The organism is Chryseobacterium sp. T20, assembly GCF_047345655.1.
Lineage (GTDB): Bacteria > Bacteroidota > Bacteroidia > Flavobacteriales > Weeksellaceae > Chryseobacterium.
This window is the reverse complement of the sequence record NZ_JBLFDU010000001.1, coordinates 530,905-544,413: the sequence shown is the minus strand read 5'-3', so window position 1 is coordinate 544,413 and position 13,509 is coordinate 530,905. Positions and strand designations below refer to the sequence as shown.

At 38.7% G+C, this 13,509-nt stretch carries 13 protein-coding genes; 6 read left to right on the top strand and 7 right to left on the bottom strand.

Annotation, left to right across the window (positions count from 1 at the left end; genetic code table 11):
- Positions 1-10 precede the first annotated feature (10 nt).
- From ACMA47_RS02455 to ACMA47_RS02430, 6 genes are all read right to left on the bottom strand, one after another.
- On the bottom strand, positions 11-361 hold the full coding sequence (locus ACMA47_RS02455; RefSeq protein ID WP_076594417.1) for a 4Fe-4S dicluster domain-containing protein: 351 nt from the start codon (positions 359-361) through the stop codon (positions 11-13).
- Between the two features lie 143 nt (positions 362-504).
- Positions 505-828 (bottom strand): 2Fe-2S iron-sulfur cluster-binding protein, encoded by a 324-nt coding sequence (locus ACMA47_RS02450; RefSeq protein ID WP_413928528.1) that lies wholly within the window; start codon positions 826-828, stop codon positions 505-507.
- Positions 829-833: 5 nt separating this feature from the next.
- Complete coding sequence (locus ACMA47_RS02445) at positions 834-1,886, bottom strand: NAD(P)/FAD-dependent oxidoreductase (RefSeq protein WP_413928527.1); 1,053 nt, start codon at positions 1,884-1,886, stop codon at positions 834-836.
- Between the two features lies 1 nt (position 1,887).
- Complete coding sequence (locus ACMA47_RS02440) at positions 1,888-2,457, bottom strand: NADPH-dependent FMN reductase (protein ID WP_413928526.1); 570 nt, start codon at positions 2,455-2,457, stop codon at positions 1,888-1,890.
- A 4-nt stretch (positions 2,458-2,461) separates the two neighbouring features.
- Positions 2,462-2,962, bottom strand: a complete 501-nt coding sequence (locus tag ACMA47_RS02435) for a DUF2480 family protein (protein WP_413928525.1) — start codon at positions 2,960-2,962, stop codon at positions 2,462-2,464.
- A gap of 23 nt (positions 2,963-2,985) precedes the next feature.
- Positions 2,986-3,612 (bottom strand): superoxide dismutase, encoded by a 627-nt coding sequence (locus ACMA47_RS02430; protein WP_413928524.1) that lies wholly within the window; start codon positions 3,610-3,612, stop codon positions 2,986-2,988.
- Positions 3,613-3,806: 194 nt separating this feature from the next.
- Between ACMA47_RS02430 and ACMA47_RS02425 the strand changes: the two genes are divergently transcribed.
- Together ACMA47_RS02425 and hxpB are read left to right on the top strand one after the other, a co-directional pair.
- Positions 3,807-4,427 carry a helix-turn-helix transcriptional regulator gene (locus ACMA47_RS02425; RefSeq protein ID WP_413928523.1) on the top strand — a complete coding sequence of 207 codons (621 nt, stop codon included), beginning with the start codon at positions 3,807-3,809 and terminating at the stop codon, positions 4,425-4,427.
- Between the two features lie 35 nt (positions 4,428-4,462).
- A complete protein-coding gene (gene hxpB / locus ACMA47_RS02420; RefSeq protein WP_413928522.1) occupies positions 4,463-5,110 on the top strand; it encodes a hexitol phosphatase HxpB in 648 nt (215 codons plus the stop codon).
- Positions 5,111-5,632: 522 nt separating this feature from the next.
- Here hxpB and ACMA47_RS02415 read toward each other — a convergent pair.
- Positions 5,633-6,259 (bottom strand): RNA polymerase sigma factor, encoded by a 627-nt coding sequence (locus ACMA47_RS02415; RefSeq protein ID WP_413928521.1) that lies wholly within the window; start codon positions 6,257-6,259, stop codon positions 5,633-5,635.
- Between the two features lie 240 nt (positions 6,260-6,499).
- Here ACMA47_RS02415 and ACMA47_RS02410 point away from each other — a divergent pair, with 240 nt between their 5' ends.
- The 4 genes from ACMA47_RS02410 (at position 6,500) to ACMA47_RS02395 (ending at position 13,405) form a co-directional block, all read left to right on the top strand.
- Entirely contained in the window at positions 6,500-7,456 is a 957-nt protein-coding gene (locus tag ACMA47_RS02410; RefSeq protein WP_413928520.1) for a FecR family protein, read from the top strand.
- Between the two features lie 52 nt (positions 7,457-7,508).
- Positions 7,509-10,796: a TonB-dependent receptor domain-containing protein gene (locus tag ACMA47_RS02405; protein WP_413928519.1), complete on the top strand. Its 3,288-nt coding sequence runs from the start codon at positions 7,509-7,511 to the stop codon at positions 10,794-10,796.
- Positions 10,797-11,112: 316 nt separating this feature from the next.
- Complete coding sequence (locus ACMA47_RS02400) at positions 11,113-12,405, top strand: hypothetical protein (protein ID WP_413928518.1); 1,293 nt, start codon at positions 11,113-11,115, stop codon at positions 12,403-12,405.
- 76 nt (positions 12,406-12,481) lie between these two features.
- Complete coding sequence (locus ACMA47_RS02395; protein ID WP_413928517.1) at positions 12,482-13,405, top strand: T9SS type A sorting domain-containing protein; 924 nt, start codon at positions 12,482-12,484, stop codon at positions 13,403-13,405.
- The last annotated feature ends 104 nt before the right edge of the window (positions 13,406-13,509 follow it).

Sequence of the window (13,509 nt, the reverse complement as noted above, 5' to 3'; positions counted from 1 at the left end):
AGATAGAAGTTTAAGCACTGTGCATGAATTTTTGCCTGTCTAATAATACTTCTTCCGTTTCCCTGTGATCAGGATCATCTACACAACAGTCTACAGGGCATACAGCCTTACATTGAGGTTCTTCATGAAAGCCTTTACATTCCGTACATTTTCCGGATACAATATAATACACTTCATCCGAAACAGCTGGATGGTAAGCATCGGCATCACCTTCTGTGCCGTCGGGGAATGTAATATGTCCTGAAAGCTTGGTTTTGTCTTTCCAGCGCCAGTCGATAGCACCTTCATAAATGGCTGAGTTAGGGCATTCAGGTTCGCAGGCTCCACAGTTGATACAGGCATCTGTTATTTTTATAGCCATATTGTTTGAATTTAAAGGGTTTAAAAAAGGGATTTCTTCAACGCTGAACGGTTCGGAAATCCCCGCTAAACTTAATTACAGCAGTTCAACACTGTTCTTTGAAAATAGCAGCATAAAGTGTGCTATTTTTTATTTTTAACTCATTAATCTGCAGCAATTTCCACCGACAACCCATCCATTTGAGCTGTAAGGTAAAGCTGGCAGGCTAATCTGCTGGTAGCTTTGGAGGTAAACAATTCTGATAACAAGGCTTCTTCAATATCATTTTTTTCAGGAAGAGGAATGGGTTCACTTAGAATAAAGCAATGACAGGTAGCACACATGGCCATACCTCCACACATTGCTTCCATAGGTAATTCATAAGCTTTGCAGATATCTTTAAGGGTAAGCCCCATTTCTAAAGGACATAATAAAGTATGGGAAATACCACTTTGGTCGATAACCGTAATTGTAATTTCATTCTCCATAATGCTTAGTCAATAGTGGCTACTACCTGTTTTTCTGCCTGTTTTTTTGTTCCGTCAAAACCTTCGATTCCACTTACTGTGGTATATTTTAAAACAAATTTCTTATTCGGATTAAGACGCTGATAAATACTTTGACAGGCAATGGCTGCTTCATGGAATCCGCACAGGATCAGTTTCATTTTATAAGGATACGTATTAATATCACCCACAGCATAGACTCCCGAAATATTGGTTTGAAAATCGGTGCTGTTGTCCACTTTTATGGCATTCTTTTCCAGCTCCAGTCCCCATTCTACCAGAGGTCCAAGCTTGGGAACCAATCCGAATAGAGGAATAAAGTAATCCGTCTCAATGGATTGAATTGTGCCTTCTTTTTCAACCAGAATTTCCTTTAAACAATCCTCACCATTTAATCCTACCACTTCTGCAGGAGTAATCAGGTTGATTTTGCCTTCCTGTTTTAATTTTTTTACTTTTTCAACAGAATCCAGTGCGCCACGGAACTCATTTCTTCTGTGAATAAGAGTAAGAGAGGAAGCTATTTCAGCAAGATGAATCGTCCAGTCCAGCGCTGAATCTCCACCTCCGGCAATTACCACATGTTTTCCGGCATAGTCTTCCGGATTTTTGATGAAATAATTAACTCCACGCTCTTCAAAAGCTGAAATATTTTCAATAGGTGGTTTTTTAGGTTCAAAACTTCCCAGTCCTCCGGCAATAATAACGGCTTTCGCTCGGTGTTTTGTTCCTTTATCGGTAATGACTTCAAAAAGATTTTCTTCCAGTTTGAGAAGATGTCTGGCTGTTTCGTTAAAGGTAAAGCCTGGTTTAAACTGTTTGATCTGTTCATACAGGTTATCAATAAGTTCTCCGGCAAGTACACTTGGAAATCCGGGAATGTCAAAAATAGGTTTCTTGGGATATAATTCTGATAACTGGCCTCCCATCTGTGGCAATACATCAATAATATGGCAGCGCATTTTGAGAAGGCCGGCTTCAAATACCGTAAATAACCCTGCAGGGCCGGCACCAATGATCAGTATATCTGTTTCTATCATGTTATGAATGGTTTATAGTCGTTTTTTCTATTTTTTTAGAGGTTGCAATGCTGATAAGCTTATCAAACTTACCGGAATAGAGTTCCGAAATTTGAGTGGATTGGTCAGCTGCAAATAATGAGGATCTTACAATGGGAACACTGAATGGCAATGGCCAGGCACGCAATGATTTGGAAATAGAATCCATGGCGTTGATTCCCTGCATAGCCTGCAGACCATCTGCCCAGCATACCAATCCCACAGTTTTATCCGTAAGATAAGGCTCATACCTGTTGGCGGTCACTTCAAGCCAGTCCAGACAGTTTTTCATCACGCCCGGAATGCTTCCATGGTAAAGAGGAGCCAGCCAGATATGTAGATCAGCATCAGTGAACATTTGAGTCATACGTTCTACAGCCAAAGGAGTCTTGGTAAGGGTAACATCAAATAAAGGAATACCGGAATCCGCAAGCGTAAAAATATCAGTCTGAATTCCCAGCGTTTTCAGACGTTCCGACAAATAATCTGAAATCAGTCCGGAAGTAGATAAAGTTCTTCTTTCCAGTGATCCGTTGAATATGATTGCTTTCATTTTTTTATTGTTTAAAAATTACTTTAGGTAATCCTATCTCGCCGTACATCAGTGTTTTTACCAGAGGTTTTAATAATCCTGCTGCTAATAAATACAGGGCAGGATCATGACTGGTACTTGCCCGGACAACCACTTTCTGATTTTTATACTGTTTAAGGTCAGCGTAAATAAGACGTCGTTTCCAGAGATCGAGTAATATTGTTTCTGCATTGTTTAAATCTACATAAGAAGCATAAGGAGACAGTTTTTCCATAATGAGCATGTAAGCCCAGGGTGGAATAATGGCATCCGTAGAGCAGATAATTCCTACTGCTTTTTCGTTGTATATAGAAAAATCCACCGCAGCAATAGATTCCTTAAATTCTTTCTCCTTCACAATCATTCCCATAAAAAGATGATCTTTGATATCCAGTTCTACAATTTCCGTAGTGGGTTTGTATTCTGAAAGGTCAAGGGCAATAATGCCTGAAGCCTTTGCTTTATTGATAAAATTTTCCTCAGTCATAGTTTGTTTACTTTCAGTGTTACTTATCTTACTTTTGATAAAGCCTCTTCATATTTTCTTTCAACAGCAGACCAATCAAGTACAGACCAGAAAGCATCCAGATAATCTGCGCGCTTATTCTGATAATTCAAGTAATAGGCATGTTCCCAAACGTCTATTCCAAGAATCGGAAAACCTCTGTTTGTGGGAAGAATGTCCATCATCGGATTGTCCTGATTAGGAGTAGAACTGATGGCCAGTGATCCGTTGAACTTTACAAAAAGCCATACCCATCCGGAACCGAACTGTGACAAACCTGTTTTTTTCATTTCTGCTTTAAGATTGTCAAGACTTCCGAAAGTGGCTGTAATATCATCATGAAGCATCCCTTCAGGAATAAGCTTAGGCTGAGACGAAAGAGTTTCCCAGAATAAAGAATGGTTATAGTGGCCACCACCATTATTTCTTATAGCAGGACTGTATTCGCTGATTCTTTGCAATAAGGAATCCAGATCAGGATTCGTTTCGTTGGTTTGTGCCAGAGCATTATTCAGATTATCTACATAAGCCTGATGATGCTTTTGATGGTGAATCGTCATTGTTTCTTTATCTATAAAAGGAGCCAAAGCATCATACGCATAAGGTAACTGTGGTAATGTAAATGGGTTCATCGTATTTATTTTTTTGATTACTATGTCACAAAGGTAGAAATATATTTCAATAAAACAACTTTTAGGTTGTTTTATTGGTTTTGTGATTTGGATAATTAAAATGTTGTAAATCTTTGTTTTAGCTTTGTTTTTTTGAAATTATAGAAAATGACTATATTTGTTGTTGAAAAATAAAACAACCTAAATATTGTCAAATGAAGAAGCCGGCAGCAGATCGTATTCTGATGTTTTTAAAGATGAGGGGTGAAGCCACCTCACTTCTTATTGCTGAAGAATTGTCGATCACTAAAGAAGGGGCAAGAAAGCAGTTGCTCAACCTTGCTCAGGAAGGATTGATCCGGTCTTCAGTGAAGAGCGAAGGAGTTGGCCGTCCTTCTACTTACTATACGCTTACAGAGAAAGGATTGTCTCAATTCCCTGATACGCACGCAGATGTGACCGTTCAGATTTTGAAATCAGTGAAAAATCTTTTGGGTGAAAATGCTTTGGAATTATTGATCAGTGACAGGGAAAAAAACACCCATGAACGGTATGAGAAAGTGCTTTCTAAGACAAAATCTCTGGAACAGCGTCTTGAATCCCTTGCAAAAGTCCGTAGTGATGAAGGCTATATGGCAGAATGGAAAAAAGAAGGTACAGATTATTTTCTGATTGAAAACCATTGTCCGATATGTGCTGCTGCAACCGAATGCCAGGGCTTCTGCCGTGCTGAATTATCCAATTTCCAATCGTTGATAGGAAAGGAGTACAAAGTGGAAAGAGTAGATCACATCATTTCCGGTGGACAGCGCTGCGTGTATAAAATCAGCCAATAATTCATCATTCATAACTCACATTTATCATTCAAGAAATGGCTTTAAAAGCAGTAATATTTGACATGGACGGAGTTCTGATAGACTCAGAACAATTCTGGACTCAGGCAGAACTGGATGTATTTTCATCCTATGGAGTGCAGGTTACGGATGATCTGGCAGCACAGACCAAATATATGACTACACAAGAAGTTACTGAATTCTGGTATGAAAGATTTCCGTGGGAAAATTTTGATTCCTCTGATCTCGAAAATAAAGTAGTGACGAGAGTAATCGAAATGATTCAAGGTCAGGACTGTACAATGTCTGGTGTACAGGAGTTTATTAAAAATCTTAAGAGTAAAGAATATAAAATAGGGTTGGCTACCAATGCTCCTTTGCGTGTAGCTCATGCGGTTCTTGAAAAGCTTCAGGTTCGTGATTTGTTTGATACCATTCACTCATCCGAGTTTGAAACACAGGGAAAACCTCATCCGGCCGTGTATCTTACTTCTGCAAAAAATCTGGGAGTTTCTCCGGAACACTGTATTGCTATTGAAGACAGTCAGTCAGGGCTTAAGGCAGCAAAAGAAGCAGGAATGCAGACTATCATTTTTACCAATAATGATGAAAGTATAGATTCAAATCTTGCCGATTTTAAAATCCTGGACTTTAATACTGGTTTTCTACCGGTGTTTGGTGAATAGAGAAAAGTGAAAGGTGAATAGTCAATCCGCTTCGCTGTGAATTTTAAATGATGTTGTAAAAATTGACTATTGACTGCGCAGCTAATTGACCATTGGCTTTAAAAGTGAAAGGTGAATAGTCAATCCGCTTCGCTGTGAATTTTGATAGTGGATGTAAAAATTGACGATTGACTGTGCAACAAATTGACCATTGACTTTAAAAGTGAAAGGTGAATAGTCAATCCGCTTCGCTGTGAATTTTGATAATGGGTGTAAAAAATTGACGATTGACTGCGTAGCAAATTGACCATTGGTTTTAAAAGTGAAAGGTGAATAGTGAATCCGCTTCGCTGTGAATTTTGATAATGGGTGTAAAAAATTGACGATTGACTGCGTAGCAAATTGACCATTGACTTTAAAAGTGAAAGGTGAATAGTGAATCCGCTTCGCTGTGAATTTTACATGATGTTGTAAAAATTGACTATTGACTGCGCAGCAAATTGAGCATTGAAATATCCTCGAATCCCGCATCCCGCAACCCTATTAATACCTCGTCAAAACCTCCATCAACAATAGAATAGAAACCAGTTTTTTAGAAGACTTATACTCCGGATTCAGCTGTTCACGGATTTCTCCCAAAGCCTTGCTTAGTTTATTGCTCACGGTCTTATTGCTGATTCCCAGTGCTTCTGCTGTTTCATTCACAGACATATTTTTTCTGATTCTCATATCGTAGACCTGTTGCTCTGTTGAGGGAAGCTGAGAAACCACCTCATCAATCATGGATAGCAAAGCAGAAATTTCATTTTCCTCAAGAATTTCAAAATAATCTGAATCTGCCATTTCAATTTCATTCGGAATATCAAACTCATCAATACTCAGAGTAGGAGGAGCTTTTTTATAGCTGTTATAAAAATCAATAATCCGGTAATGAAGATGGCGGAGAAGGTAGCCTTTGGCACTTTCTGTTTCATCGGTTTGTATCACGTCTGTATTTTCAAGAATCTTCATCCATAGATTCTGAAGAATTTCTTCAGAGACTTCTTTATCCCGTGTCCGTACAAAAACAAAGCGATATAGACTATCCCAGTATCGGTCATACAGCAGCATAAATGCAGGACGGTCGCCTGATTTTATTTTCTTTAATAATGTATAGTCTGTTGGGCTCATATTGTGATACAAAATTACCTAAAGGAAAATTAACTTTTTGTGAACTTTGGGTGTGATAAGATTAAATATTTCTGAAAAACAGGACTCAAATGTGACGTTAATGTTGAGTAAATGTGAAAAAGGATGAAAATTATTAACAATTTGGTTGTAATGTGAATATAACGTTAAGGATGCCCTGGGGAAGTTTTTCATTTTCACTGTCTTATAGATAGAAGTATCTGTGAATACATGAAAGACCTTATGAAAAAACGTTTACCATATAAAAATATTGAAGCCTTTGTTTTCAGACTTTGGGAACGGGAAGTTTCGGAAGACTCAATCTCTGAAAAAGAAAATGAACTTTTAAAGCAATGGAGAACTCAGACAGAAAAAAATCTGGATGCTACTCATATGAAAGAATCCAAAGAAAGAGTATTGTCCGGACTGGAGTATTACTTTCCTCAAACAGATAGTATTTCTATTTCATCTGTAAAAAGCTTTACAACGCATCTCTATAAAATGGCTGCAGTTATTATTCTGCTTTTATCATTGGGTGGAATATTTACCTTCACCATGTTCATTAAGCCTGATGTATATACTGCAAAATCCGGAAACCGTATTGTTCATCTTGAAGACGGATCTGTAGTTACTCTTTTACCAGGCGCTGTACTGACTGTAGAAAAATCTTTTCCTGCGTCTACCAGAGTAGTGGATTTAAAAGGAGATGCCATATTCTCTGTCGCAAAATCTAAAACACATCCTTTTATCGTTCGTGCGGATGGCTTCAGTACCAAAGTATTAGGAACGGTATTTAAAATCTCACAATCAGGGAAGAATAAAGCGGTGGATCTGTATGAAGGCAAGGTAGCGGTATCCTCTCCTGGAGTTGCGGTTTCTTTCCTTGCACCGAATCAGAAGTGGACCAATTTCGGAATTGCTCATACTACAGCAGTTATTTCATTGAAACCGGTAAAAAAATCAGTCAAAAAGGTTTCTGAAGTATTGTCTTTGAGTTTTAACGATGTTCCTTTAAAAGAAGTAGTTGCCGTTTTGGAAAGCAGTTATAATACGAAAGTACTGTATCCTAAAGAAGCTGAGAATAAAAAGATTACGGCAGATTTTACCGGGGGAACCGTTGGCGAAAATATTGAATCTCTGGCCTTTATCCTCGGGTTGGAAGTACAGAAAAAAGAAAACACCTATATCCTTAAGAAATAAATCATTATTCAAAAAAAATTAAATAATCATAATCAAGAGAACACTATTAAGTATGAAAAGTTTGAAATGTGGGATTACCATAGCAGCCTTATTTTTTACTGTAGCCGCAGAAGCTCAGGAGCTGGTGCAGAAAGTGACATTTTCTGTACCTGCCAACAGACCGTTGATTGAAGTTTTAGAAGAATTTGCCGGAAAAACGGGAATGAGACTGGCGTATTCCAAGGTTGATATTAAAGAGCTGAAGGTAAAGGGAGTGAAATGCGAAAATATTTCTGTCAACAACTGTCTGAAGGATATTACCAACGGACTTCCTGTTGTGTACCGACTGCATGGTGATCTTATTTCGATAAAATATGAAAGTTCTACTATTTCTGCATTGGGAAACGGACGAATTTCCGGTAAAATAGTGGATGAAGTAGGAAATCCCATTACCGGAGCAGAAGTTACTGTAGCTCAGAAAACAGTGGTCACTGATAATAACGGTGACTTTACCATAGATCTTCCCTCGGGAACTTATAATCTGACAATAAAAGCACCTAAATATAATACGCTGAGAGTTGAAAAATTATCTGTAACGAACAAAGAAACCAATGCTGTTTCATTTGCTTTAAATAAAGCTTCGGATAAAATTACAGACATCAAAGAAGTTGTGATTACTGCTGCCCGCAAAGCAGATACTCAGGCAGGACTTCTTGCCCAGCAGAAGAAAGCAGCGCAGATGAGTGATGGTATTTCTGCGGAACAGATTTCCAAAACACCGGACAGCGATGTAGGAGGAACTTTGAAAAGGGTAACCGGAATTACCACTATTGATAATAAGTATGTAGTAGTACGATCTATGGGAGAACGCTGGAACACTGCTGCCATGGATGGAATCAACCTGCCAAGTACCGAAGCTTATAACCAGAACTTTTCATTTGATATCATTCCTACGGCAATGGTAGAAAGTGTGGTGGTAAGCAAGTCTGCAACTCCGGATATGAACGCCAGTTTTGCAGGAGGTTATGTAGAAGTGAGAACGAAAGATATTCCCAATGAAAATTTTACAACCGTAACGTTGGGAACTTCGTATAATGATCAGTCGGCCTTCAAAGAATTTCTGACCCGTAAGCGTGGAAAGTATGATTATTTCGGATATGATGACGGGACAAGAGATTTTCCAAAAGGACTGGAGCCGATGAACTGGACAGATCCAAGGTTTTTTGAACAGTCCAGGCAGTTTACCAATGACAATTTCAGCACCTATAAAACCAGAGGTGACATGGGATCTAATATACAGCTGGCAGTGGGAAGAACCTACTCTCTTAAAAATAATAATAAATGGGGATTTGCCGGAGCATTTGTCATCAGAAATGAGCAAAACAAACTGGATATTGACCATACAGGAAGGGGAAACTGGCTGGATACTACAGGAATGCCTGATGCGAACGGACAGATTCCGTTTTATAACTTCAAAAACAGTGGAGCTTCCTATAATTACAATTCAACGCTTGCAGGGATGCTAAATTTCGGTTTGCAGTTGGGGAAAAGTAGAATTTCATTCCGTAATTCATACACTCATATTTTTGATAATACCCTGACAAGAGTAACAGGCTGGAACGAATACTCAACGGGTAGTGGAATGGCTGCCAACGCTGAATTAGCCTATAATTATTTCTATAACGGAATTATTCCCAATAATGATCCAGCTCAGATCAAAAACTTAGACAGGCCTTATACTGATAATACCAATTACCCGATTTTTCAAACCTTTTTACAAAATAAACTGGAAGGAAACCATAAAATTGGAAATGCTGAGGTAAGTTGGTTTGCAGCCCGCACAGGAGTAGCTTCAGATACCAAAGATTACACTCAGTATATTACCAGATATGACTTTATCGGAAGGGAAATTCTGGCGTTTCATAAGATCTACAATTCCGGCGCAGATTTCTACAGAGGCTATATTGAAAACAGAGAAACAGATTACAACTATGGTGCTTCTGTAAAATGGGATATGGATGCAGGAAGTTTTAAAAATACCATTAAAGCCGGATATGCCGGAGCTATAAAAAACAATACCAACCAACAGCAGAAGTTTTTTCTTCGTGTTGACGAAAACCGGGACGTTCCCAATAGCGAGAAGAATTATTTGACGATGTATGGTTCGCTTGCTGACTGGTTTGATGGTTCCCATTATGTTCCGGGTGGTATTGGCTGGGAAACCAGAGGACTCTATAAAAATGATAAGTATGAAGGAAAGGTTAATCAACATGCTGCTTTTTTGATGTTTGATAACCGTTGGAAGAAACTAAGATTAGTATGGGGACTTCGTGCAGAATATTTTAAGTATGATCTGATTTCTCAGCAGCTGGATCCTTCCGATTCCAAATACATCGTGAGAGCAGCAATAGATGATAAACCATGGCAATGGATGCCCTCTGCGAATTTTACCTACAGTCCTACCAATAAAATCAATCTGAGGCTTGCTTACAACAGATCTGTGATCCGTCCTCAGTTCAATGAAAGAACAGGACTTCCATATTTCGATCCGATAGCTAATGGTTTAATTTATAATACAGAAATGACATCCTCAGTCATTAATAATTATGATTTCAAATTTGAATGGTTTCCAGGGTTGGGAGAAATATTTTCTGCAGGACTGTATTATAAAAATATAGATAGGCCGATAGAACGTGAAGGTCATATTTCAAGTGAAGGAAATCTTTTCCTGTACAATGGAAATTCAAAAAATGCAAAACTGATAGGAGTGGAAGCTGAGGTAAGAAAAAGTTTAGGATTTATCGCTGACGGAACTTTTCTGGAAAAGCTATTCATAAGCGGAAACTTCACTTATAACCATACCAAAGTAGTGGCTTTTAAAGACCTGTATAAAACGGGCGATAATGATGAAACCTATGAAGTAAAACGGCCGCTGTACGGGCAGACTCCTTATGCCTACAATCTTGGACTGGTCTATGATGGAAACCGTTTTGGGATGAGTTTCCTATATAACGCTAAAGGAGACCAGTACATTACAGTAGGATATGCTTATAAAGGAGAGGAAATTCAGCGTCCTTATGCCGTAGCAGACGCTCAGATTTCATATAAATTCCTTCGTAACAGAAATTTTGAAGTGAAATTTAATGTAAGAAACCTATTCAACAGGGTAAAGGAATATTATAACAACTTCAATTCTTATCTGGCTGCAAAAAATGGTGGCGGAAGTAATGTAGGGACAGAAAGAGAAGGCTGGGAGCTTCTTCCCGGAGCCACAGACAAGTATGATAAAAATATTGATAAGATTATGTTCCGGGCCTACAGCGGAAGAATGTTCAGCCTAAGTGTGAATTATACTTTTTAATAATAAATACACCGGATACTACAGCATAGAAAGATATCTTAATTATAGAAGCGTACAGGTTTTCGGGAACCTGATCAAAAACTGAAATAATACTGATGATGCGCACAGCAGTACAGTTCTGAAAAAACCGGACGTTAACAGCTTTTCCCAGGCATTAGCGATTCTCATGGGAACGCCCGCAATGCAGTTCCTCCTGCAGCGATGGGATGAACACCAAAAAACAAATCGAAGGAATAGAGAGGAAGATATTCCTGAATATTAAAAAACTGATCTGGTATAAAAATAACACAGCCGGATTGTACTAAAAATTATAACAATGAAAAGACTAACTCTAATTGCAGTGGCAGCATTATCTCTTACAGCTTGTCAAAACGATCAACTGGCAGATTCATCTTCTCCATTCGAAATGAAATCTACTTCTGCTGAGTACCTTACAGCTTCTGCGCTTCCGGTAACCAGCGTAAGCGGTGATATTACTTCAAATACTACATGGAGTGGGGTGGTTGAGCTTAATGGAGTGGTAACTGTAAAAAATGGTGCTACATTAACAATCCAGCCGGGTACATTCATTAAAGCTAAGCCAAGCACAAACAATACAGCTACAGGAGTTTTGGTAATTTCTAAAACAGGAAAAATCAACGCAGCAGGTACAGAAACTCAACCTATCATTTTCACAAGCTACAAATTGTTAGATGGAAACGAAGATACAACTGCTGCTCCTGGTGACTTCGGTGGAGTTATCATCTTAGGAGATGCTCCTACCAACACCCCTTTCACAAAAACAATTGAAGGATTATCTGGTCCTGATTTCTATTACGGAGGTACCAATGCTTCTCATAACGGAGGAACATTGAAGTATGTACGTATTGAGTTTGCAGGATACGATCTTTTAGCGCCAAACTCAGGAAACGAAATCAACGGTCTTACTTTAGGAGGTGTTGGAAACGGAACTACTTTGGATCATATTCAGGTATCTTTCGGGAAAGATGACTCTTTTGAATTCTTCGGTGGTACTGTAAACGCTTCAAACCTTGTTTCTTTTGCTGCAGATGATGATAACTTCGACTTCGATAACGGATATACAGGAACAATCACTTGTGCATTAGCTTTGGCAGATTACAACTCTACACACAGTCTTAGCGGATCAAGCCCTGACTCTAACGGTATCGAGCTTGATAACAACGCAGACGGTTCTTCTACAACATTGTTAACTCACCCCGTAATCAACAACCTTACTATCGTTGGTTCTAAGAACTCTACTAAAGGTGCTTTATATGAAAACGGTATCCACATCAGAAGACACGGAAGATTAACATTAAATAACGCTGTCGTTACAGGATATCCTGTAGGAATCAAAGTAGAAGGTACAGGTTCTGAACTTTCTTCAGCTTCAGCTTACAGCACAATCCAGGTTCACGGATTTACTACTTCTGTTACAGGTACAGGAACAGCAGGAATCCCTGCAGCTAATCTGTTAACTGGAACTCCTGCATCTCTATGGGGTATGAGCCAGCCTTTCTTCAACGAAGGTGGTTGGAATGTATCTCCAAGAAACTGTGGAAACTTCCAGGGACTTTGGACAAAATACAATTTCTCTATTGTAGAATAATAAAAACTTTTAAAAAGCAGGGAACAGCACATGCTGCTTCCTTGCTTTTACTTCAAAAACATTAATAATCAGCATTATGAAAAAAATAATTTTATCATCTGTTCTGTTTTTATCTCACCTGGCTGCAGCACAGTCTCTGGTATGGGGAAATTCTTTTGACGCTCCTGCCGATCTTCAGGGATGGACCTTTCATGACCTGAACAACAATGGCAACGGATGGGTGCAGGGGGAGAACATTTATCACAACGGAACTAACTTAACTTATGGAAGCACCGGAGTTCTCCGTCACTCTATCAATTTGGTTCCAACCGGAAATGCTACAGGATTTGCTACAGAAAATGACTGGATTATTTCTCCTCAGATTGATCTTACCAATACTGCAGGAACTGTTACGCTGGCCGCTTATATCGGGAGACAGAGGTCTACTCATACGATTGTTGCCAGAGAACTTTTTATCTATGTAAGCACACCGCAGAAAGAGGTTCCTACATTGTCGGACTTCCAGGCGATGACAGTAGATACAGATGGAAATGATGTTCAGAGTATGTATAAAATACAGGTAGGTGACTCAGCCAATCCTTTTCCGGCAGATCTTACCCAGTTTGTAGAATCTCTTGTTGATCTTTCTGCTTTTGCAGGAAAAAAGATCTATATCGGAATGTGGTCAAACAGAAAAACAAGCGGAAATAATGTCCAGAACATCAATATTGATGAAATAGGAATTTATGCTACTTCATTTTTGGGAACTAAGGATGTAAAAGGAAACAAAACACTTACACAAATAGCAGAAAATCCGGTAAGAGAATCTTTACAGCTGAAGCTTAACCCGGCATTGAAAGAAAATACAACTGTAGTCAATATTTACAATGCAGCAGGACAAAAAGTATTGACCACTCCATATGCTAAAGCGATTAATATGGCCGGTATTGTATCAGGAGCGTATATCGTTGAAATTACGGATGGAAAAACTACGGAAAGACTGAAGTTTATTAAAAAATAATCATTCTGCCCCTTTAGAATCTGATTTTTAGAAACACCATGAAATTTTATATAAAATAATGGATAGTCTTTGAAAGAAGAGTATCCAGAATATATCCAACTAGT

Bases quoted from the DNA above. Each gene is read 5' to 3' on its own strand.
- ACMA47_RS02455 (WP_076594417.1), bottom strand. From the start codon at position 361: ATGGCTATAAAAATAACAGATGCCTGTATCAACTGTGGAGCCTGCGAA.
- ACMA47_RS02450 (WP_413928528.1), bottom strand. From the start codon at position 828: ATGGAGAATGAAATTACAATTACGGTTATCGACCAAAGTGGTATTTCC.
- ACMA47_RS02445 (WP_413928527.1), bottom strand. From the start codon at position 1,886: ATGATAGAAACAGATATACTGATCATTGGTGCCGGCCCTGCAGGGTTA.
- ACMA47_RS02440 (WP_413928526.1), bottom strand. From the start codon at position 2,457: ATGAAAGCAATCATATTCAACGGATCACTGGAAAGAAGAACTTTATCT.
- ACMA47_RS02435 (WP_413928525.1), bottom strand. From the start codon at position 2,962: ATGACTGAGGAAAATTTTATCAATAAAGCAAAGGCTTCAGGCATTATT.
- ACMA47_RS02430 (WP_413928524.1), bottom strand. From the start codon at position 3,612: ATGAACCCATTTACATTACCACAGTTACCTTATGCGTATGATGCTTTG.
- ACMA47_RS02425 (WP_413928523.1), top strand. From the start codon at position 3,807: ATGAAGAAGCCGGCAGCAGATCGTATTCTGATGTTTTTAAAGATGAGG.
- hxpB (WP_413928522.1), top strand. From the start codon at position 4,463: ATGGCTTTAAAAGCAGTAATATTTGACATGGACGGAGTTCTGATAGAC.
- ACMA47_RS02415 (WP_413928521.1), bottom strand. From the start codon at position 6,259: ATGAGCCCAACAGACTATACATTATTAAAGAAAATAAAATCAGGCGAC.
- ACMA47_RS02410 (WP_413928520.1), top strand. From the start codon at position 6,500: ATGAAAAAACGTTTACCATATAAAAATATTGAAGCCTTTGTTTTCAGA.
- ACMA47_RS02405 (WP_413928519.1), top strand. From the start codon at position 7,509: ATGAAAAGTTTGAAATGTGGGATTACCATAGCAGCCTTATTTTTTACT.
- ACMA47_RS02400 (WP_413928518.1), top strand. From the start codon at position 11,113: ATGAAAAGACTAACTCTAATTGCAGTGGCAGCATTATCTCTTACAGCT.
- ACMA47_RS02395 (WP_413928517.1), top strand. From the start codon at position 12,482: ATGAAAAAAATAATTTTATCATCTGTTCTGTTTTTATCTCACCTGGCT.